The following is a 20,966-nucleotide window of genomic DNA, read 5'->3' on the forward strand; positions in this document are numbered from 1 at the left end:
TTCAATTTTGTCACATACTAACAGTAAATATGTTTCAAGGAGAATCAACTATGATGGAAACTTTACAACAGTCCCTCGTTGTCATTGGTCGGGTCGTAACAATTTTGCCGTTGTTGTTATTGATGACACTATTTATGGGTAAACGAACGATTGGCGAAATGCCCGTATTTGATGTTCTAATCATCATATCGCTAGGGTCCATTGTTGGAGCCGATTTAGCTGATCCGTCCATTAGTCATATTTATACTGCCGTTGCGATTGTTGCTGTTGCCTTTCTTCAGAAGGCTATCACAGCATTGAAATTACGTTTTCGAAAAATTGGACGCCTAATCACCTTTGAACCAACAGTGGTTGTTCAAAATGGTCAATTATTAAAGCGAAATATGAAACGAATCGGCTATTCCATTGATAATGTCCTACAGTTATTACGAGAGAAAGATGTTTTCGATATTAGTACGGTTCAAACTGCCGTTATCGAATCCAGCGGTCACCTAAGTGTTTTAAAGACTTCAGCTGATAGTCCTGTTACACGTGAAGATCTGTCCATTACGAATCAACCAGCCCAAATTGCCTTACCTGTTATCGTCGAAGGGAGAATTTACGAGCAAACTTTGGCTGAAGTGGGTGTTGATCAAGCATGGCTGATGAACCAATTGCATTTAAGAGCCGTAAAAGTCGATGATATTTTTTACGCAACGTTAAATAAGCAACAGAAATTACACATTTCGTTGTATTACGATCATCAACGAATACCAAATATTTTACACTAACGATGCACAACTTACCCTGCAAAAGGATATGATACAGTAACCCAAATTTCACGAGGTGTTACTTATGTCAGAATTTCATCCATATTCCGAGTTGCAATTAGATGGTAAACAATTGAATGAAGCTGAGTTGTATTTGAATAATCAGTACATGACGACCGTGAATCCTCAAGATACACGTGATCCTTCAAGCATTCATGACTTGACGATTGTCACTAGAGCTAGAGATGGAACCCGTCAAACTCTTAGCCTACCTGTTACAACAAGACGTCCTAATGATTTTCGTCCGGGTGATATTTTAGTCGCTAGTGATAATTTCGGCGATATATATCCACCTGGTTATATCGGCCATTCAGCCATTGTTGTGGATGATCGTCACATTATTGAATCTGTGACATCACACCCACAAGTACGCAAATCACCAGCGAATAATTTCTTGTCCGTACACACACAAGTCATGCATGCTCGTCCAAAAGACCCTGAAGTTGGAGAGGCCGCTGCAGCATACGCCAAAGAATTCCTAAATGCATATACGACTAACTTAAATAATGGTGAATCCGTACCCGAGTTCTCCTTTACGACACAAGTCCCACTAAATGACCCGAATGAAGCGATTTATTGTTCAAAACTCGTATGGCTTAGTTACTATTACGGCGCGAACATCGAGTTTGACAATAATTTTTTCTTGTTTGCACCGGTTGATTTAGAAGCCAATTTAGAAGACGATGACCGTTTCGAAGTGCTTTATAAACATCCAGATTTTGATTTTAAAATTAACTTAAAACTATAAGAAAAACGTCTCTAACTATTCGTTAGAGACGTTTTCTTCTGGTTCCGGTGGTTTAATAATTTCATACTGTCCAATCAGTGGTAATGGTTTGACCTCTTCTTTGGCTGCGTTTAAAATACCAATCACCCATAGTACAAAGACGAATAAATTTCCGAGTGGTAAAATAAATAGCCAGCCAATGATTGGAATTGCTGAACCGATGATATTAATAATAATAGCTGTAATGAGTAACAATAATCCTTGATTCGCATGATACATCGCATAATAGGACTCTTTTGCTGCGATTAGTGGAATGAAGAAGATAATATAAGCGACAATTGCTAAGCCTTTATGATCATCAATATCTTTCTTCGACGGCTGATGACCAGACATATAATCCCTCCTCCCATATCAAGTTGTATTAATTATTATATGTTACTCTTCAACTAGATTATCATAATATTGCTAATTTTCTTTCATTTTATATAACTCATTTTAAAATGTCAACAAATCAACACTTGAACGGCTCAAGTAGTATCTTTTTAACTTGTTTATTTACAAAAATATGGTATAGTTAAATAAGATAAATATATACTTAATAAACTTAATGGAATAATTAGGAGGTCTTTCATGGCACAATCCGATAAACAAGCACGACAATCAGTTGATCAAGCTAAAGACTTCGTCATTGAATCAATTGGTGAAACAATGGATTTGTACGGTGTCACTCGAAGTATCGGAAACCTCTACGGAACCATGTATTTTGAAGATAGTATGACGCTAGATGAAATGCGTGAAAAATTACAAATGAGTAAGCCGAGTATGAGCACAGGCGTTAAGAAATTACAAGAGTACGATATCGTCAAACAATCGTTTAGACGGGGATCACGTAAACAGACGTTTGTTGCTGAGAAAAATTTCTTTAACTTTTTTAATAAGTTTTTTACGAAAAAGTTAGAGCGTGAATACACGCTTAACTTGAGTGCAATTGCTGAATCACAGCCTATTTTGGAAGATGTGATGAATGATGAGAATGTGTCTGAAGAAATACGTGAAGATGCACGGGAAATTTATAATCAATTAGAAAATTCCAAAGCCTATTTTCACTGGTTAGAACAGCTTGTAGAAGGCATTCGAAACGGGAAGATCTTTGAATGCTTCCCGCCTCCTGAACAAGACGAATCCAAATGATAACAAAACCAGGATTGTTAAACAATGTGGCCACATTGTTTAACATTCTACCTAGATAATCTAACAATACATGGAGATTTTTAAACAATCTCCAGTTAAATTCTAATAAAAAGCACCCAGCCACAGCTGGGTGCTTTCGTTATTTAGGCATTGGTTTTCGCTTTTTGCTTCTTATTCATCTGCTTACTTCTTAGCTGTCCGCAGGCTGCATCAATGTCACTGCCCTGTTCAACACGGACGCCACAATTAATATTGTTCTCAAGCAACGTCTCATAGAATGTTAAGATATTTTGCTTACTGCTTCGCTCATAAGGATGGTCCGCTACCGGATTATACGGAATTAAGTTCACATAGGATAAGTGACGTTTATCTTTCAACAACTCCACCAACTCTAGAGCTTGCTCACGTTGATCGTTCACATCGTGTAGCAAAATATATTCAAACGTAATTCGACGATTCGTTTGCTCCAAGTAATAATCGACCGCATCCATTAATTGTTCAACTGGGTAGGCACGATTAATCTTCATGATATTCGTACGCAGCTCATTGTTCGGCGCATGCAAGGATAATGCTAAGTTGACCTGCAGACCTTCATCCGCAAAATCATACATTTTCGGTACTATACCACTTGTTGAAATGGTAATGTGGCGTGCTCCGATCGATAGGCCTTTTTGGTCGTTAACAACCTTAATAAAGTCAAGCGTGTTGTCATAGTTATCAAACGGCTCGCCGATTCCCATCACCACAATATGACTAACGCGTTCACCATCTCCACGCGCATCTAAATCATGTTGCACGTTCATGATTTGCTCAACAATTTCACCGCTTGATAAATCACGATTCTTACGTAAAATACCGCTAGCGCAGAATGAACAACCAATATTACAACCGACCTGAGTCGTGACACATACAGATAAACCATAATCAAAACGCATTAAAACCGTCTCTATATGATTGCCATCTGGTAATTCGAATAAAAACTTAACCGTGCCATCGACTGATTCTTGTTTGATCGTTTCATTTAGCGACTGAATTTGATAATGTTCGTTCAATAAATCAATCGTAGCCTGATTAACGTTTTTCATCTCATCAAACGACTTAACGCGTTTTTTATATAACCAATCCCAAACTTGATCAGCACGGAAACGTTTTTCACCGTTTTCGACCAACCAATTCTGTAATTGTTCTTGTGTTAAACCATAGATTGATGGTTTCATGTTTATACCTCATTTCAAACCTAGTTACTTTGTATATCGTAAGGGATAGAAGCCAATCATTCAAGCTAAAACTATTGACGATTTCTCCCAGGTTTGCTACAGAATTATTTCATTTTCTTTGCAGCCGATCTCAGTGCAAACAATACCAACAATATTGTAAGCACTCCTGTTACTATATATAACCATAAAAATCGAGCAGTGAATTGCTTTTCACTATCAAGATTAAGGGCCATTACCATGACACGATCTTGATCCATCGGTTGATATAACTTCCGATAAGATGCACCTTCATGTTCAAAATCAAACGACTGTTGAGTATCTTCTTCCATAGCCGCTTCAACATTCGGTTCATCTTCTGTTACATCAAGTGTTAAATGACCATATAAAACCGGAATGTCCGTTGCTGGTTCAATGACCTCATGATCATCACCAGCCAACCAAGCAGGTCCATTAACAACCGCAATCTCCTCAATCACGTCATAATTTGCCTGTAAATGTGAAATTATTTCAGATGGTCCAGCCTCAAACGTCATCCTGTATATATCTTCATCTTCAATATAAGCATTGACCATGTAATCAGTCGTACCATCATAATAATAAGCAAACTTATAATAGAGCCCCTCAAATAACTCAGCTTGTGATATCGGACCTACCCAAAAATTTTCGCGCGCATATCCTTCATCAATGGTTACAGTTTCACCAGACATCAGTTGGTCAAATGCCTGATACCAATAACCCCAATCACGAGCGGATAGATCAATTTGCGAGTCATCAGTCGATTGCGTCACTGTTATATCATTTTCATCTCGTTCCCATAAAGAAATTTCTTTAACATCCCATTCATCTGCAATCTCTCTAAGTTCTTCTTGTTGAATTTCATCAATACTGAGCCCTCTTAAATCGGTCATAATACCTTTAGACGATGTATAAAGTCGCTGCTCTATCATATGCTCAATAGTATCAGTAGACTCTTGTGACGTTTCCATTGCCGTTCGTACACTATTAAAAGCTGTGTTCGCTTGATCTTCTTGGAAAGTTGTGATTCGTGACTGTAAAATTAGAGCCCCTACTAAAAATGCGACTGTGACTATGACGCCAATAAAAATTCCCATTTTAATAATTGTTCGTTTAGAATTGTGCTTCATCTCAATCTCCTTCACAAACTATATCCTATTCAATCAATTCCTATCATAACAAAATCACAGATTTATAATAGGTAGTTTTTTAAATTTTTCCAATAAGCTTTGTTAAAATCCGTTGTTGATATTGTGATCCGCTATCAGTGGACGCTTTCCGCAGGCACGGCTCAAGCCTCCTCGGCCGAAAAGCGTGGCCTGCGGGGTCTCGAGACTCGTGCTGTTCCTGCAGGAGTCGCCACCTTCGCTTCTCACAATTCAACAACTCAGTGCTACATCATTTGAATAACAACATTAAACTTTAACAGAGCTTTCCAACAAAAAACATGCCGTAACGAAGACGACATGTTTCAGATTCATTTATAGATTTTCAAAGAAAACGCGAATCACATCAGCGCCACCGATAAACGTACCGAGTGAGCTACCAATATTCGTTAAAACCACAATCAATAAAATCCGAGTGACTTTGTTTTGCCAAAAGCCTTTTAATGATTGTACGTCTTCTGATAAATTCTCAAAATGTGACACATTAGGTTTCCGGATCCATGTCTGCATCAGTCCTGCAAACCACCCCGCTGCAAGCATCGGGTTCAAAGAACTTAGCGGTGCAACTAAGAAAGCAGTAAGGACTGTTAACGGATGACCCAAAGCAACAGCTGCTCCAATCGCCGAAAGTGAGCCATTCCAAATAATCCAGCTTAAAGTCTGTTGATACGCTGCTTCAGGATTGTTCATCAATGTAAATAAAATGATCGATACAATGACAATCGGAATCGCCCAGCCAATCATTTTAGGCACTTTGGATTTTGGAGGAACCGTTGTTAGTTGCTCTAAACTTTGCTCACGATGAATTTCCTTTTTCACGCCAGGTACGTGTGCCGCCCCTAAGACAGCAACTACTTTTTCACCAGGTGCTTGCTTAATCTTTTCAGCTAAGTATTGATCTCGCTCATCAATTAATGGCTTTTTCAAACGCGGGAATGCTTCAGTGAATTCCTGCATCACTGAATTCAACATATCTTGTTGTTTCATTTTTTCAAGCTCTTCTTCTGAAATCGTCTCCCTGTTAAAGATGCTGTAAAACACCGACATCATCAACTTTGCACGACCTGACATACCAATGCTACGCCACACCCTTGCAAATGTCGTTTGAATATTACGGTCAGCTAAGACAAGTTCAGCTCCGATTTCTTCGGCTGAATCAATTCCTTGTACCATTTCTTGCCCTGGATTAATGCCGAATTGTTTTGCGACACGATTTTGGAACGAAGAAATCATCATATTCATTAATAATAGCGTTGATTTCTTCTCTTTAACGACTTTAAAAATATTCATATTCTTCCACTTGTTTCCCTCACGAACAGATTCATAACGCTGTTCATCGAGTTCAACACAAACTGAATCAGGTTGCTCAGCTTCGATCACATCTTTTACTTGCTCTGCGCTCTGTTTAGACACGTGAGCTGTACCGATTAAGACAACTTCTTTATCATCTAATTGAATTCTCGTTATATTGGCTTCCGTCATCCCGAACTTCCTTTTCAACGAATTTAACTCTATCTAACAGTTTAACATTATTTGAACTTATTTATGGTAACAATTTTCTTACAAATTATAATTGAATTACAAATGATCCAAATTCCAATTAAAATCTAATTAACCTCCTAAGATTTACTTATTTCATGTTATAATAAACTAAATAGATTTCAAAAGGAGTCGAGTTATGTCAACGCTACAAGATGTTAATTTAGTACGTGACTTAGAACATGAATTGACTGAGGCAAACCAGGATGACTTAAATAAAGTTATTGTTGCTTACAAACATAATTTATTTGATGAAACGCTCCAAGCCATTCAATCATTTCGATACAACTATGAGATGAACGAACGTCTACATTACACACTTACATTGATTGAAGGAACATGTTTAGCTCAAACAGGCGATACCAATGAAGCAAGTGATGCATTAAAAGCACTCTATGATCAACAGCAGGACCTTTCAATTGATAACCTTTTCTTATTAAGTAATATCGCTTATATGAATGACTACAAATTAACGCGCCGAATAATGTCTAATACTATCAAACTGCTTGAAGCAGAAGAAGAGGTTGATCATGACAAAGCGGCTCATGGCTATTTACTATTAGGTGAAGTAGAAGAACAGCTCGAGGCTTATGTACGAGCTACACGCTATAATGAAAAAGCGTTAGCTTATTTAGGCGAAATGGACAACCCTGACCGTGAAACCGTCTTGTTCTTACATTACAAATTGGGAGCCTTACATTCTAGACAAAATGATATTGAAGAAGCTATTAATCATTTAAATACAACACTAGAACTTGCAGGGGACGAATATCTCGACATCAAAGCGAACAGTCTTGTAAGCATCGCGCGTATGTACAGTGCTCAAGAGTCATACCAAGAAGCCATTAACTACTTATTACAAGCACTTCCTTTACTCGATCGTTCATCGCTAGCCAATCAATATGTCCATGCTGAAGCATACACTGAGCTAGCTTATGATTATTTTGCGTTGTCACAATTAACAGAAGCTGTTCTCTATTATCCGAAAGCTATTGAACTTCATAAACAAATCAACGGCTATTCGAAGCGTGAGGTAGGCATGATTCATATGCAATATGCCTATTGTCTGGAGAAAAAGGATGAGCCTGAACTAGCTCAAGCAGGTATTCAATATGAAAATGCGATCAGTGAATTAGAAGAATCAACTGATGATTCGTTACTCGAAAATGCACTCGTTGATGTGATTAACTTCTTTGATCGTCGCGGCAACCAACGAAAGAAATCCTATTACGAAAAAAAAGCAGTCAGATTAACAAACAATCAACCAAACTAAGCAACTAAAAAAATGGCCGAACGAATTCACAAGATTCGTTCGGCCATTTTTGTCTATTTAAGTAAAACTACTTTTAATATACGATTATGACGATGGTTCCGTAATCAACGTCTTAAGTTCTTCTGTTAATTGATCTAAATCCTTCTTCAACATCACACGGTCGACCATTGGGAACAACACAGTCTCTTCCTTCATCATGTGAACCGTTAAAACTTCAAAAGCCTCTGCCGCATCTTGTACTCGCTTTTGCATCTCCGCATATGTTATATCATCCGTTAGTTGCATAGTATGATGTAAGAAATGACCAATATATCCGTCTATTTCTTGATGCTCTTCTTCAGTGGCAACAATCGGCCCTTGTTCTTTCCCAATATACATGCCAAGCATCGGAAAGAAATACTGTTCTTCCTTATCTGTATGATTCTTTAGGGGGTCTAGAAATTCTATTAACTTCTTACGCAATTGTTTAAACTCACTTAATGCCTCAGCATTTGATTCAAAATCATTCCGTTCGAACCTAAGCACAATTTGATGCCAATCTTCCATTAAGTATTGCAAATAACGATGCTCATTCTCTAAAATTTGCATCGCCTTATTATTAAATTGCGACGATAACATAAAATCCTCCTCAAAACTTGCTATTTATGTACTATTTAAAAATCTATTAACTTCTTCTTTAAAGCGTATTCCACAAGTTCTGGTTTAGAGTTTAATTCAAGCTTTTCCATAATTTTTGATTTATGTGCTTCGACTGTTTTAACGGATACATATAATTTTTCGGCGATATCTTTATTCCCGTAACCTTTAGCCACTAGAGGTAATATTTCAAGCTCTCGTTGTGATAGAATTTGCAAAGGATCTGAAGTATTAACTTCGCCATCACTTTTAACAAATTTATTCACTAGTGATGTCGCCATCTTCGGGGCTATATAAGTTTCACCATTATTAATTGTTCGAACAGCCTGAATCAGTTCTTCATCTGGTGCATTTTTTAGAATATAGCCTTTTGCACCATTTTTAAGAACATGAAATAAGTATTCTTCATCATCGTGCATTGTGAGAATTAGAATCTTGGTTTCTGGGAAGGTTTCATGTATTTTACCAGTTGAAATTAAGCCGCTTTCTCCTGGAGGCATACTTAAATCCATTAGAATAACATCTGGTTGATGTTCGGAGACTTTCTGGAAAGCTTCATGACCATCAGCAGCAGTTGCAACAACTTCCATATCTTCTTGATAATTCAAAATCATAGAAAACCCACTACGAACAACAGCGTGATCATCGGCAATGACAATTTTCATTTGCTCAACCCCCTATGATTGGCTTCGTTTTACTGGAATTGATAAATAGACAGTCGTCCCTTTACCAACTTCAGTATCAATCGATATTGTTCCGCCTACTAACTCTGCTCGCTCTTCCATACCACTTAATCCAATGCCAGAGCCTTTAACATCTGGCTTTTCTTTATTAAATCCAATCCCTTCATCTCGAACGTACATTTCAATGTAACCTTCTAATTCTGTTAATAAGACTGAGACTTGAAACGTTTCAGCATACTTAATAGCATTTAAAATCGCCTCTTGTCCGATTCGGTATACGGCTGTTTCTATATCTTGGCGGTAACGACGATTATTCAAGGTTGAGGAAAAGTTAACATCTAATCCATAATTTTTCTCGACCCATTTAAAATGAGAACGAAAAGCTGCTTCTAAACCTAAGTCGTCTAAAGAAGCTGGACGTAGCACAACTGATAGATTGCGGACGTCTTCAACGAGTCGATTCAACGTCCCCTCCATTTGTTGGGTTTGCTTTTGAACTTCAGCAGGATCGTCCATATATTTCGTTAATCGCAAGTCTACTAGCATACTAATCAACTCTTGGACGACACTATCATGTAGCTCACGAGAAATTCGTTTACGTTCGTTCTCTTGTGCTTCAATTGTTTGTTTCATCAATTTGTTTTTATATAGGTCTTCTTGTGTTTTAAATTGTGTCGTTAAATCGCGCAACATAAATACATAAGTCGACTTCTCTTCATCTATTGGATGGTAACTGGCTGCATACGGGACAGTTCCCTTATTTTTAGTTTCTAAATATACCTGAAAAGATGAGAAATCATCTTCAGCATTTTGAATGTGACAATCAAAACATGTCATTTCATTTTGATCGTTGGTATAGCCTCGACAAAATGTACATAGCATGCTTGGATTACCTTGTTGAAGAGATTCTAACAAACGATCATCAACAATCTCTCTTGCTGTTGGATTTAAAGCTAGAATCTTTCCTTCTTGATCTAAGAAGAAAATAGCTTCTGTGCTGTTTTCATACATTTTCACTAGAAAATCAATCATCTGTGAATTCGACATTTGGATCATTATGTCATCAGCTCCTGTACTTGAAGTGGGCCGAAGTCATAACCTATCCTCTTAATAACAGCATCATAATCTATATCTTGCAGCTGAGAGGCTGTTCTCGATCCGATCAAAAGAACAGCTTTTACGCGATAACTTTGCCATAGAGGAAGTGCTATGAAACTTTTAATTTTTTCAAATTGTATCATAGGATAATTGTACAATTCATTTCTAATCGGATGATCGTCTACATCAGGAATCACTACTGGTTTTCCTGTTTTAAAAACATTGCCCACAACGCCTTTACCTGATTTTAACATAACTCGACGATATCTATCATTACTGTTACCAGCTGCACATTTCCACTTCAAGCAGAAACTATCTTCTTGTTCAGCCAAAGCAAGTAAAACGATGTCCACTTCTAGATCAGTTTTCAATTGTTCGACAGCTGTTTGAAAATCAAATGACGTCACCAACATGATCATCCTTTCACCTAATCTGACATCGTTATCTTGCTTTATGTCGGCGATATAAGATATAGCTTCGACCGACATAATTGAGTGGCACACTCCACACATGAACAAGGCGTGTGAATGGCCAAAAAGCAAAGATTAGAAACCCAAATAAAACATGTAACTTGAACGTTAATGGAATCCCTGTCATTAAATTAGGGTCCGGTTGTAAAATCAAGAGATCACGAAACCATACCGAAATGGTTGATCGATAATCAAAATCATGTACAACATTATTCGTTACTAAAGTAGCATAAATCCCCATAAAAACGATAAATAATAATAACGCATTAACTGCAATATCTGAAAAACTACTCAACTTACGAACATTGCTCTTCGTCAAACGTCTTGTTGTTAATAACAGCATTCCTGCTAATGTCACAATCCCGAAGAAGCCTCCACCATACATCGCTCCTAAATGGTATAAATGGTCGTTTACACCAATAGCACGCATCCATTCTTTAGGAATCCCTAGTCCAGCAATGTGACCGAGAATGACTGGAATAATTCCAATATGGAATAGCAAACTACCAATCATGAGCTGCTTTTTCTCTATAAATTCACTTGATTTAGCTGTCCAACTAAACTGGTCATGTTTATAGCGATAAAAATGCCCAAACACAAAAAATGCAATACATACATAAGGGAAGATCACCCACAAAAGCTGGTCAATCATGTCTGTTCAACCTCCTCCATCACTACACAAGCCTTCAATGTCTCTCTTAACCCCTTAACCAAATGTTGATAAGGGTTATCTTTAGCTTCTAGTGCTTTCAATAAGTGATAAGTGCCATCTTCTAAAACAGCAAATAATAATTTAAATGATTGAGGGGAACGCTCATCACCATACCAGTCAGCAGCGTAAATAAATTCGCACATTAATGGTAAGTAATCTGATAGCTCACCTTTAGGCATATCTAATCCATACATTTCATAAGCGACTTTCAAACGCGCTAACATCTGCCCGCGTTCTTTACTATCTTCGAATTTAAAATAGGTCATATATAATGCACAGTCTTTTTCGAAATCAAATGTATCAATATATTTCTCACGTGCAAGGTGGTCATCCCAGTGATGGATTGCTTCTTCAAATGCCGCAACATTTGAAGAAGCTGGGTGATCTTCCCATAAAACCTCATGGGCTTTTTCACGATCATTAAATGATTCTTCTGGATAAGAGAGATACGTCGCGAAATAGCTGAACGACGGCTTTAGTTCTTGTAACCGGTCGAGATTAATCACGCCAAATCCCTCCATAGAAGTTATCTTCATAGATTTCTTTACCTGTCTTCTGAGCACCAACTGGCATCGCTGGTCCACAACCATCACAGTCCATACCATCATACCCTTCAGAACCTTGGGCATGATAAGCATTTTTATGCCCTTCTTTATGTGATGTTGGAATAACAAATCTGTCTTCATACTTGGCGATGGATAATAGTTGATACATCTTTTGCGTGCCATGTGCTGTCATACCTAATAGTTCTAAGCGAGACTCATCAAATTCTTTACCACTTGATAACGCACGCATGTAAGAACGCATCATCGCCATTCGTTGTAATGAGAACTTAACCGATTCGGTATCTCCAGCTGTCAACATATTAGCTAAATATTGAATTGGTGTACGCATCTCTTCAATTGCAGGGAAGATCATATCAGGGTTTTTAATAGAATCTTTCCCTTCGAAATAACTCATGATTGGGCTCAATGGTGGTACATACCAAACCATTGGTAGTGTACGATACTCTGGGTGTAACGGGAATGCTAGTTTATAATCAATAGCGAGTTTGTATACTGGTGAATTTTGTGCCGCTTCAATCCAATCATCTGCAATTCCATCTTGGCGTGCCTGTTCAATAATATCTGGATCATGTGGATCTAAGAATAAATCAAGTTGTGCTTCGTAAAGGTCTTTCTCATCAGGTGTCGCTGCAACTTCTAAGACACGGTCCGCATCATATAGTAAAACACCCAAGTAACGAATGCGACCTGTACAAGTCTCTGAACAAACAGTTGGTAAACCTGATTCAATACGCGGGAAGCAGAATGTACATTTCTCCGCTTTGTTTGTTTGCCAGTTGAAATATACTTTCTTATACGGGCAACCCGTCATACAATAACGCCAACCACGGCATGCTTCTTGGTCAACTAATACAATACCATCTTCATCACGCTTATACATCGCACCTGATGGGCATGATGCAACACAGCTTGGATTTAAGCAGTGTTCGCACAATCTTGGCAAATACATCATAAAGGCATTTTCAAAGTTGAATTTAATCTCTTCTTCAATCTTTTGAATATTAGGGTCTTCTGGACCTGTAACGTGACCACCTGCTAAGTCATCTTCCCAGTTAGGACCCCATTCAGGTTCCATTTTCTCACCTGTGACAGCTGAACGAGGTGTTGCAACAGGTGGGTTGTTTTGCTCACCAGCATTTGTCAAATGCTCATAGTTATAAGTCCAAGGTTCATAGTAATCTTTCATTTCTGGCATGTCAGGGTTATAGAAGATTTTACCTAAAGCCATTTTAGACAACTTATTACCCGATTTCAGCTCGAGCTTACCTTTACGCATTGTCCAACCGCCTTTGTACTCTTCCTGGTCTTCCCAACGCTTCGGATAACCAATTCCTGGTTTCGTCTCAACGTTGTTAAACCACATATACTCTGCACCCGGGCGGTTCGTCCAAGTACTCTTACACGTCACACTACACGTGTGGCACCCAATACATTTGTCCAAGTTCATCACCATTGCTACTTGCGCTTTAATTTTCAAGATAGTCAACCTCCTTCATTTTTCTTACAGCAACGTATTCATCACGTTGATTACCAATAGGTCCATAGTAGTTAAACCCATAACTTATTTGTGCATAGCCACCTACCATTTGTGTTGGTTTCACATGAATTCTCGTTGGTGCATTGTGACTACCTCCACGCTCGCCTGTGATTTCTGATCCTGGAACATTGATGTGTTTATCTTGAGCGTGATACATAAACATCGTACCTTCAGGCATACGGTGACTGACAACAGCTCTAGCTGTTACTACCCCATTTCGGTTATAAACTTCAACCCAAGCATTATCCTCAATATCATGTTTCTTAGCATCTACATCACTAAGCCAAACCGTAGGACCACCTCTAAATAATTGCAACATATGCAAGTTATCTTGATAAGTACTGTGAATATTCCACTTACCATGAGGTGTTAGATAACGTAAGACAAGTGCATCTCTTCCTCCGACAACTTTCTTATCATTTGAGCCGAATACCATTGGCGGTAATGTCGGTTTGTAGACAGGCATGGCTTCGCCAAAATTCAAGAAAATCTCATGGTCGATATAGAAATGTTGTCTTCCTGTTAACGTTCTAAATGGTACTCTACGTTCAATATTCGTTGTAAATGGTGAATAACGTTTCTCACCTTTATTAGAACCCGTGAAGACAGGTGTCGGTATGACTTCACGTGGTTGAGCTGTGATTTGATCAAAAGTAATTTTCTCACCAGCCCGATCAGATGATAAGTCTTTTAATGGAACACCAAAATCTTTCTCAGCTGACTCATAGGCTTTTTGTGAAACAGCACCGTTTGTAGCAGATGATAAGTGCAACATCGCGTTCACCACTTGACGGGCTGTGTGTAATTTTGGTTTACCGTTCTTAACGCTATCGTCAAAATAAGAACCGTTAATCCGTTTTAATTCTTCGTATTCTTCTTTGACTGAGAAAGAGACACCGTGAGCTCCAAGTTTACCTGTACCAACATTAGGTCCTAAGGTGACATATTTATTGAATATTTCGGTGTAGTCTCTTTCTACAATTTTAATATTTGGCATTGTTTTACCCGGAATAGCTTCGACCTCACCTTTTTTCCAATCTTTCACCAAACCATTAGGTTGCGCAATTTCATCTTTTGAATCATGCCCTAGTGGTGTGGTTACGACATCTTGATGTTTACCAGGCAAATAATCTTTCGCCATTTGTGAGAATACATCCGCTAGTGATCGGTAAATATCCCAGTCAGAACGCGCTTCCCATAGGGGATTAATTGCTGGGTTAAACGGATTTACAAATGGGTGCATATCAGTAGATGATAAATCTGTTTTTTCATACCATGTTGCAGCAGGTAATACAATATCTGCGTAAATTGGTGTTGATGTCATACGGAAGTCGAGTGCACAAAGCAAGTCGAGTTTACCTTCAGTATCTTCACGCCAAACAATTTCTTCAGGTTTTTCGTTTTCATTAGGTGATGATAACAAGCCATCAGATGTACCGAGTAAATGCTTCATGAAGTATTCTTGACCTTTTGCTGAACTTGAGATTAAATTCGAACGCCAAACAAATAGTGTTCTTGGGAAGTTCTCTTCAGCGTCTGGGTCAGATACAGCGAAATCCATCTCACCTGACTTCAACTGATCGACGGTATATTGAATAATCTCTTCTGTTGTCATTTTGCCAGCATTTTTAGCATCTTCAGCTACTTGTAAGCTACTCTTATTAAACTGTGGATATGAAGGTAACCAACCAAGTCGTGCTGCCAATACGTTGTAGTCTGCTGGGTGTTGATAACGAACAGATTGATAGGTTGGTGATTTTAACGACTCTGTACCCATTTCTTCGTATTTCCATTGATCCGTTGCAAAATAATAAAATGATGTCGCGTTTTGCAAACGTGGTGGTGCTTGCCAATCCTTCGCGAATGCAATACTATTCCAACCTTCAATTGGACGAACTTTTTCTTGACCCACATAGTGAGCCCAACCGCCGCCGTTTTTACCTTGTGAGGCTGTCAAAACTACTAAATTTAAGATCGAACGATAAATCGTATCACTGTTAAACCAGTGGTTAATACCAGCTCCCATAATGATCATGGAGCGACCATCAGTATCGATAGCGTTTTGCGCAAATTCACGTGCCACTTGAGTGACAAGCGACGCTTTTACTCCTGTAATTCGCTCCTGCCATGCAGGTGTATAAATGGACTCTTCGTCATCATAACCTTTCGCCTCATAAGGACTATCTGACTTCTTCACTCCATATTGGCTAATCATCATGTCATAAACAGTTGATACGTATTTTTGAGTACCATCAGCTAAAGTAATCGTTTTAACCGGAATAGGTCGTTTAAAGGTACTATTACCATCATCATCAAAGTAAGGGTAGACCACTTCTGTCCATTCTGCATCATCCTCAGTAACCGACAGTGAAGGGTCAATAAACGTACCATCTTCATTTTCCAAAATTAAGTTCCAATCTTGGTCTTTTTCCCAGCGCTGACCCATCGTGCCATTTGGTACTACAATTTCTTTTGCTTGTTGATCAAATAATACCGGCTTCCAATCAGCATTTTCACTTGTTTCTTCTGTTAAATCACTTTCTCTCACAAAACGACCTGTTGTTAGTTCGCCATGTTCATTTTCATCTAACATGATCAAGAACGGTAAGTCTGTGTATTGTTTCGCATAATCAATAAATAATGGTTCTTGTCGTTGTTCATAAAACTCATCGAGAATGACGTGTGTCATCGCTTGAGCAACAGCAGCATCCGTACCAGGGTTTGGCGCTAACCAGTTGTCCGCAAATTTGACGTTTTCAGCATAGTCTGGAGCGACCGACACGACTTTAGCCCCTTTGTAACGAACTTCTGTCATAAAGTGTGCATCTGGAGTACGTGTCATTGGAACGTTCGAGCCCCACATCATTAAGTAACCTGTATTGAACCAGTCTGATGATTCAGGAACATCTGTCTGTTCGCCCCAAATTTGTGGGGATGATGGTGGTAAGTCCGCATACCAATCATAGAAGCTTAACATTTCTCCACCTAACAGACTGATGAAACGAGCACCTGATGCGTAGCTTGCCATTGACATAGCAGGAATTGGTGTAAAACCTGCTATACGATCAGGACCATATTTCTTAATCGTATAGATGAGTTGAGCTGAAATCATTTCTAAAGCCGCTTGCCAATGGACACGTACATGACCACCTTTACCGCGCGCTTGCTTATAAGCTTTTTCTTTCTCAGGATCTTCTACGATGCTTGCCCATGCATCAATTGAGCTGTCAAATTCTTCTCTTGCTTCACGCCATAAGCGCCATAGTTTACCGCGCATATATGGATATTTAACGCGAAGCGGGCTGTACTCATACCATGAGAAAGAAGCACCACGCGGACAACCTCGCGGCTCAAATTCTGGCATATCAGGACCACATGACGGATAATCAATTTGTTGATTTTCCCATGTAATGATGCCGTTTTTCACAAATACTTTCCAGCTACATGATCCTGTACAGTTAACCCCGTGTGTTGTACGAATCACTTTGTCATGCGACCATCTTTGACGGTACATATTCTCCCAATCACGATTGCGCTCTTCTAAAATCGACCAATTACCCGAGTACTTTTCCGTCGGCTTAAAGTATCTCAACCCTAACTTCTCTAACATGACTGCTCGTCACTCCTCTTCTGATCCAACTTCGTATGATTTAATTTCATTATGATAGAATTAGCTTTTTTCAACCATTAGGGAAAAGCCTATTCTAGTTAAGGAAATCCCTGTAGTCTAAATCTAAGTCTATTTTTCTAAAAAATGATTAATGACTATGAAGCTGCTGCAAGACAAAAATAAGCCCCAGATATGATCTGAGGCTTCTCGTAACATTTACATTAATAGGGTTTTGATCTTGATTTTGTCTGTGCGAACCATAGCAATAATAGTGTGGTCACCGTTAGGAGTACGACCATAATATTAGCTTCAGTCATACGATTCGCTTGCACCGCATCATAAATCGCTATGGATAACGTTTGTGTCTCACCAGGTATATTCCCAGCAACCATTAATGTCGCACCGAATTCTCCCATCGCTCGGGCAAACCCTAAAGTCACCCCAGCAATAATTCCTCGATAAGATAATGGTATAATCACCCATAATAACTGTTGCCATTTGCTAGCTCCATCTAATTCAGACGCACGTAGTAACTCTGAATCAATTGACTCAAACGCAACCTGAATCGGACGAATAACTAAAGGTAATGCAGCGATTGTCGCGACAATCACAGCAGCTTTCCATGTGAATAATATTTGTCCTCCAATCAGTGTTGTTAGCCAAGATTGATGACTAAGTATGACAAGTATATAGTAACCTAAAACTGTTGGTGGAAGGATCAAAGGAACAGTCACTAAAATCGATAATAAACGAGCTAAACGACTATTAGACGTCGCAAACCACCACGCTAAAATTGTTCCCATTGCAAATGCAAACACCGTTGCTAACAACGCCACCTGCAATGATAACCATAATGCTGATAGATCAATTGAATTCATGGCACATCAAACCCATTCTCCTGTAGAATTTCTTTCGCTTGATTACTCTTTAAAAACTCAAACCATTTTTGTATAGTGGCTTCTGGAACCTCTGAATCAATTACCCTTCCCATCACATGTTTTATTGGTTCATGTTGACTGGTTTCAATGACTTCATATGGTAAGTTCAAATCATTCATAAATGACAATGAAATCAAACCCGCATCAATATCTCCTGTTTTCATCTGATAAATGGTAGCACGCATATTCGCTCCATATATAATAGAATATTGCTCTTCATCCCACCAAGATTTATGCTGTAACACTTCATTAGCTGCGCGACCAAAAGGGGCTGTCTCCGGATTTGCCATCACAATCGATTGAAATTGTTCAAAATCAAAATTAGACTGATAAACGAATGCTAAGCGACCAAAGGCAAAAGTTGGTTCTTCCGGCATGTCAACCGCGTCATCAGCTAATCGCTCCATCACTTGATAATCAGCTGCTAGAAAAGCGTCATACGGCGCACCACGCTTAAGTTGAACCGCTAACGTTTCAGTTGCCCCATACGTCACAGAGACATCGATATCTGTTTTTTGAGTAAACTCATTTATCAATTGTTCCATCGGATGGTACAACCCAGAAGAAACAGCAACCGTCAAATTGTCTTCATCATTCTTATCAGTGTTTTGACAAGCTGTTAAGATCAGTACAATCAAACACATGACCAACCATAGTTTACGTACCAAAACACACCTCTCCTCTATAAATCTATCCGCATTATACCATGAGCAATATGATTAATAGGCTGCAAATTCAACTCAATTGTGTTCGTTAATTCAAAATCAAAAAACCATCCCCAATTGTAAAGGAATGGTTTTTTACGGTCTATGATGTTTGTTAAATTGATTAATCAGCTAATTTTGACCGAACACGATCGAATAAAACATGGTTTTCTAAATGAATATGATTAAATGTGTCTTTTTCTAACATTTGAAGACGGTCATACACAACGCGATAAGTGCCACATGCTGATTCAGGTGGTGTGAAGTCGTTCGTGATGTCACGAAGCGTTTTAAACGCCTGACCCGCGTCATCATGTTCATCGACTAAATGATCCATTTCTTCATTTAAGGCTTTACGTGATTCGTCACTTGGGTCTTGTTCAAAACGGATTATTTTCGGAAAGACATTTTCATCTTCATCATCTTGGTGATGCATTAAATTGACTTTGAGATTATCGAATATTTCTTTAATTTGTAATAGGTGTGGTTGACCATCGCCGTGAACCTTTGCTACACGGTCTACGTAAGGTTCAAGGGCTGGTAATTCGTCACGCAAAAATCGGTGGTGTTTCATTTGGATATAGCGCACTAATTCTTCATCCGTTAATTTATCTGGATCGATACCATCAAATTGTTGATTAGATGTTTGGATTTTGTCTATTTCAGCTAATAGCTCGTCAACATTCACGAATTTATTCTCTGCCGCTTCTTCAATTGGAATTTTACCACCGCAACAGAAATCAATTCGATTTTGACGGAACACATCACTCGACTGCGGTACTTCCTTTACAACATCAGCTACATGCATGTCTTTCGTTATCGTTTTCATAAAACAACCTCCCATAGTGTTTTATTTATTAAGAACAATACCCTAAAATCAATCATCACAATTCACTTTTTATTCTTTTGTCGGTCTGCTTTCATTTTTTCTCGCCAGGCTTTTGGAATATAAACGCAATACGGTTCACTTTCTAAATAATCTCCTGTGACATTATAAGCTCGAGAACGTGACCCTCCGCACACATACCGGAATTCACATACACCACATTTTCCTTTATATTGATCGGGATCACGCAGTTGTTTAAATACATCCGAGTGTCGGTAAATATCTGCTAATGACTGCATGCGAATATTGCCTGCTTTTACTGGTAATAAGCCACTCGGGTAAACGTCCCCTGTGTGTGAAATGAACACAAATCCATTTCCGTCATTAACACCTTTCGGGGCACGGCCAAGTCCATCCAATTGTCCTGTTTTACCTGACATCAACGCATCTTCATAATTAATTTGTTCGTGTTCATTTAAATTCTCGCGCATTTTATTTTGAATAACGACACGTCGATAATGTTGTGCAGCAGTTGTCTTTATATCAAATGAAACATGTTTTGATTTTTCATACAACCATCTTAATACTTTCTCGTGTTCGGCCGGTGAAATCATATCGCTTTCCTTTCCACGCCCTGTTGGGACAAGAAAGAACACACTCCATAATACACAGCCCAACTCTTCCATTAAGTCAGCCATTTCTTCTAAATAATCGACGTTATACCGTGAAATCACGGTGTTGACTTGAAGCGGCATCTCTAATTCTTGTAAGTACGAAATAGCATTCATCGTTAAATCATATGAACCATTCGTTCCACGGAAATAGTCATGTACTTCTTTGTTATGACCATCAATACTAAAAGCCCAGCGCGCTAACCCAACATCCTTCGCCTTACGCATGGCTTCTTTTGTAACATTTGGTGTTGCTGAAGGCGTCATCGACACGCGCACACCTTTTTGAACAGCATATTCAGCAATATCAAAGACATCTGGACGCTCTAGTGGATCTCCACCAGTAAACACAAGTAACGGATTGTTCATCTCATAGATATCATCAATTAGTTTCTTACCTTCTTCAAAATCAATTTCCAAGGGGTGTCTGTGATACTGAGCTTCTGCTCGGCAATGCAAACATTTCAGCTGACAGGCACGCGTTAATTCCCAAATAACGATAAACGGATCTTCATTATAATCTCGATCAAACATGTCAAACACCTCTAGTCTTTATTTTGGATGATCATAATGGACAT

At 38.7% G+C, this 20,966-nt stretch carries 20 protein-coding genes; 4 read left to right on the top strand and 16 right to left on the bottom strand.

Going from position 1 to position 20,966, the window contains the following annotated elements; all coding sequences use genetic code 11:
* The first annotated feature begins 50 nt into the window (after positions 1 to 50).
* The gene (locus J2S77_RS00950; RefSeq protein ID WP_370871758.1) at positions 51 to 770 is read left to right on the top strand and encodes a DUF421 domain-containing protein; all 720 of its coding nucleotides are present in this window, start codon (positions 51 to 53) and stop codon (positions 768 to 770) included.
* 64 nt (positions 771 to 834) lie between these two features.
* Positions 835 to 1,557: a C40 family peptidase gene (locus J2S77_RS00955; protein WP_306973804.1), complete on the top strand. Its 723-nt coding sequence runs from the start codon at positions 835 to 837 to the stop codon at positions 1,555 to 1,557.
* A 15-nt stretch (positions 1,558 to 1,572) separates the two neighbouring features.
* On the opposite strand, the gene J2S77_RS00960 is transcribed toward J2S77_RS00955, so the two are convergent.
* Entirely contained in the window at positions 1,573 to 1,929 is a 357-nt protein-coding gene (locus J2S77_RS00960) for a hypothetical protein (protein ID WP_306973806.1), read from the bottom strand.
* 237 nt (positions 1,930 to 2,166) lie between these two features.
* On the opposite strand from J2S77_RS00960, the gene cudC reads away from it, so the two are divergent.
* Complete coding sequence (gene cudC, locus J2S77_RS00965) at positions 2,167 to 2,727, top strand: choline uptake/conversion transcriptional regulator CudC (protein WP_306973808.1); 561 nt, start codon at positions 2,167 to 2,169, stop codon at positions 2,725 to 2,727.
* Between the two features lie 143 nt (positions 2,728 to 2,870).
* Here the strand turns inward: cudC and rlmN are convergent, their stop codons facing one another.
* From rlmN to J2S77_RS00980, 3 genes are all read right to left on the bottom strand, one after another.
* Positions 2,871 to 3,944 carry a dual-specificity RNA methyltransferase RlmN gene (rlmN, locus tag J2S77_RS00970; protein WP_306973810.1) on the bottom strand — a complete coding sequence of 358 codons (1,074 nt, stop codon included), beginning with the start codon at positions 3,942 to 3,944 and terminating at the stop codon, positions 2,871 to 2,873.
* A 104-nt stretch (positions 3,945 to 4,048) separates the two neighbouring features.
* Complete coding sequence (locus tag J2S77_RS00975) at positions 4,049 to 5,089, bottom strand: hypothetical protein (RefSeq protein ID WP_306973812.1); 1,041 nt, start codon at positions 5,087 to 5,089, stop codon at positions 4,049 to 4,051.
* Positions 5,090 to 5,440: 351 nt separating this feature from the next.
* On the bottom strand, positions 5,441 to 6,607 hold the full coding sequence (locus J2S77_RS00980; protein WP_306973814.1) for a TraB/GumN family protein: 1,167 nt from the start codon (positions 6,605 to 6,607) through the stop codon (positions 5,441 to 5,443).
* A 196-nt stretch (positions 6,608 to 6,803) separates the two neighbouring features.
* On the opposite strand from J2S77_RS00980, the gene J2S77_RS00985 reads away from it, so the two are divergent.
* Complete coding sequence (locus J2S77_RS00985) at positions 6,804 to 7,937, top strand: tetratricopeptide repeat protein (RefSeq protein ID WP_306973816.1); 1,134 nt, start codon at positions 6,804 to 6,806, stop codon at positions 7,935 to 7,937.
* Positions 7,938 to 8,021: 84 nt separating this feature from the next.
* Here the strand turns inward: J2S77_RS00985 and J2S77_RS00990 are convergent, their stop codons facing one another.
* The 12 genes from J2S77_RS00990 to J2S77_RS01045 form a co-directional block, all read right to left on the bottom strand.
* Positions 8,022 to 8,555: a hemerythrin domain-containing protein gene (locus J2S77_RS00990; RefSeq protein ID WP_306973817.1), complete on the bottom strand. Its 534-nt coding sequence runs from the start codon at positions 8,553 to 8,555 to the stop codon at positions 8,022 to 8,024.
* 35 nt (positions 8,556 to 8,590) lie between these two features.
* Positions 8,591 to 9,238: a response regulator transcription factor gene (locus tag J2S77_RS00995; protein ID WP_306973818.1), complete on the bottom strand. Its 648-nt coding sequence runs from the start codon at positions 9,236 to 9,238 to the stop codon at positions 8,591 to 8,593.
* A 12-nt stretch (positions 9,239 to 9,250) separates the two neighbouring features.
* Positions 9,251 to 10,312, bottom strand: coding sequence for a sensor histidine kinase (locus J2S77_RS01000; protein WP_306973821.1), 1,062 nt, complete (start codon positions 10,310 to 10,312; stop codon positions 9,251 to 9,253).
* Entirely contained in the window at positions 10,312 to 10,761 is a 450-nt protein-coding gene (locus J2S77_RS01005; RefSeq protein WP_306974200.1) for a GAF domain-containing protein, read from the bottom strand. Before J2S77_RS01005 ends, J2S77_RS01000 begins: the two co-directional genes overlap by 1 nt.
* Positions 10,762 to 10,795: 34 nt before the next feature.
* Positions 10,796 to 11,476 (bottom strand): respiratory nitrate reductase subunit gamma, encoded by a 681-nt coding sequence (gene narI, locus J2S77_RS01010; protein ID WP_306973822.1) that lies wholly within the window; start codon positions 11,474 to 11,476, stop codon positions 10,796 to 10,798.
* The gene (gene narJ, locus J2S77_RS01015; protein ID WP_306973823.1) at positions 11,473 to 12,042 is read right to left on the bottom strand and encodes a nitrate reductase molybdenum cofactor assembly chaperone; all 570 of its coding nucleotides are present in this window, start codon (positions 12,040 to 12,042) and stop codon (positions 11,473 to 11,475) included. The genes narI and narJ overlap by 4 nt, the downstream gene beginning before the upstream one ends.
* Positions 12,035 to 13,579: a nitrate reductase subunit beta gene (narH, locus tag J2S77_RS01020; RefSeq protein WP_306973824.1), complete on the bottom strand. Its 1,545-nt coding sequence runs from the start codon at positions 13,577 to 13,579 to the stop codon at positions 12,035 to 12,037. The genes narJ and narH overlap by 8 nt, the downstream gene beginning before the upstream one ends.
* Entirely contained in the window at positions 13,569 to 17,249 is a 3,681-nt protein-coding gene (locus tag J2S77_RS01025) for a nitrate reductase subunit alpha (RefSeq protein ID WP_306973826.1), read from the bottom strand. The genes narH and J2S77_RS01025 overlap by 11 nt, the downstream gene beginning before the upstream one ends.
* 221 nt (positions 17,250 to 17,470) lie before the next feature.
* Positions 17,471 to 18,127, bottom strand: a complete 657-nt coding sequence (gene modB, locus J2S77_RS01030) for a molybdate ABC transporter permease subunit (protein ID WP_306973828.1) — start codon at positions 18,125 to 18,127, stop codon at positions 17,471 to 17,473.
* The gene (modA, locus tag J2S77_RS01035) at positions 18,124 to 18,855 is read right to left on the bottom strand and encodes a molybdate ABC transporter substrate-binding protein (protein WP_306973830.1); all 732 of its coding nucleotides are present in this window, start codon (positions 18,853 to 18,855) and stop codon (positions 18,124 to 18,126) included. Before modA ends, modB begins: the two co-directional genes overlap by 4 nt.
* A gap of 160 nt (positions 18,856 to 19,015) precedes the next feature.
* A complete protein-coding gene (ric, locus tag J2S77_RS01040; RefSeq protein ID WP_306973832.1) occupies positions 19,016 to 19,720 on the bottom strand; it encodes an iron-sulfur cluster repair di-iron protein in 705 nt (234 codons plus the stop codon).
* A gap of 62 nt (positions 19,721 to 19,782) precedes the next feature.
* The gene (locus J2S77_RS01045; RefSeq protein WP_306973833.1) at positions 19,783 to 20,922 is read right to left on the bottom strand and encodes a TIGR04053 family radical SAM/SPASM domain-containing protein; all 1,140 of its coding nucleotides are present in this window, start codon (positions 20,920 to 20,922) and stop codon (positions 19,783 to 19,785) included.
* Positions 20,923 to 20,966: the final 44 nt, after the last annotated feature.

This window comes from Alkalibacillus salilacus (genome assembly GCF_030812915.1).
In the GTDB taxonomy this organism is placed as follows: domain Bacteria; phylum Bacillota; class Bacilli; order Bacillales; family Alkalibacillaceae; genus Alkalibacillus; species Alkalibacillus salilacus.

What these genes read in the sequence shown, in the direction of transcription:
- J2S77_RS00980 (WP_306973814.1), bottom strand. Translation starts at nt 6,607, where the DNA reads ATGACGGAAGCCAATATAACGAGAATTCAATTAGATGATAAAGAAGTT.
- ric (WP_306973832.1), bottom strand. Translation starts at nt 19,720, where the DNA reads ATGAAAACGATAACGAAAGACATGCATGTAGCTGATGTTGTAAAGGAA.
- J2S77_RS00995 (WP_306973818.1), bottom strand. Translation starts at nt 9,238, where the DNA reads ATGAAAATTGTCATTGCCGATGATCACGCTGTTGTTCGTAGTGGGTTT.
- J2S77_RS00960 (WP_306973806.1), bottom strand. Translation starts at nt 1,929, where the DNA reads ATGTCTGGTCATCAGCCGTCGAAGAAAGATATTGATGATCATAAAGGC.
- J2S77_RS00975 (WP_306973812.1), bottom strand. Translation starts at nt 5,089, where the DNA reads ATGAAGCACAATTCTAAACGAACAATTATTAAAATGGGAATTTTTATT.
- J2S77_RS00985 (WP_306973816.1), top strand. Translation starts at nt 6,804, where the DNA reads ATGTCAACGCTACAAGATGTTAATTTAGTACGTGACTTAGAACATGAA.
- J2S77_RS00990 (WP_306973817.1), bottom strand. Translation starts at nt 8,555, where the DNA reads ATGTTATCGTCGCAATTTAATAATAAGGCGATGCAAATTTTAGAGAAT.
- cudC (WP_306973808.1), top strand. Translation starts at nt 2,167, where the DNA reads ATGGCACAATCCGATAAACAAGCACGACAATCAGTTGATCAAGCTAAA.
- rlmN (WP_306973810.1), bottom strand. Translation starts at nt 3,944, where the DNA reads ATGAAACCATCAATCTATGGTTTAACACAAGAACAATTACAGAATTGG.
- narI (WP_306973822.1), bottom strand. Translation starts at nt 11,476, where the DNA reads ATGATTGACCAGCTTTTGTGGGTGATCTTCCCTTATGTATGTATTGCA.
- modB (WP_306973828.1), bottom strand. Translation starts at nt 18,127, where the DNA reads ATGAATTCAATTGATCTATCAGCATTATGGTTATCATTGCAGGTGGCG.
- J2S77_RS01025 (WP_306973826.1), bottom strand. Translation starts at nt 17,249, where the DNA reads ATGTTAGAGAAGTTAGGGTTGAGATACTTTAAGCCGACGGAAAAGTAC.
- J2S77_RS00950 (WP_370871758.1), top strand. Translation starts at nt 51, where the DNA reads ATGATGGAAACTTTACAACAGTCCCTCGTTGTCATTGGTCGGGTCGTA.
- J2S77_RS01045 (WP_306973833.1), bottom strand. Translation starts at nt 20,922, where the DNA reads ATGTTTGATCGAGATTATAATGAAGATCCGTTTATCGTTATTTGGGAA.
- J2S77_RS00955 (WP_306973804.1), top strand. Translation starts at nt 835, where the DNA reads ATGTCAGAATTTCATCCATATTCCGAGTTGCAATTAGATGGTAAACAA.
- J2S77_RS01000 (WP_306973821.1), bottom strand. Translation starts at nt 10,312, where the DNA reads ATGATCCAAATGTCGAATTCACAGATGATTGATTTTCTAGTGAAAATG.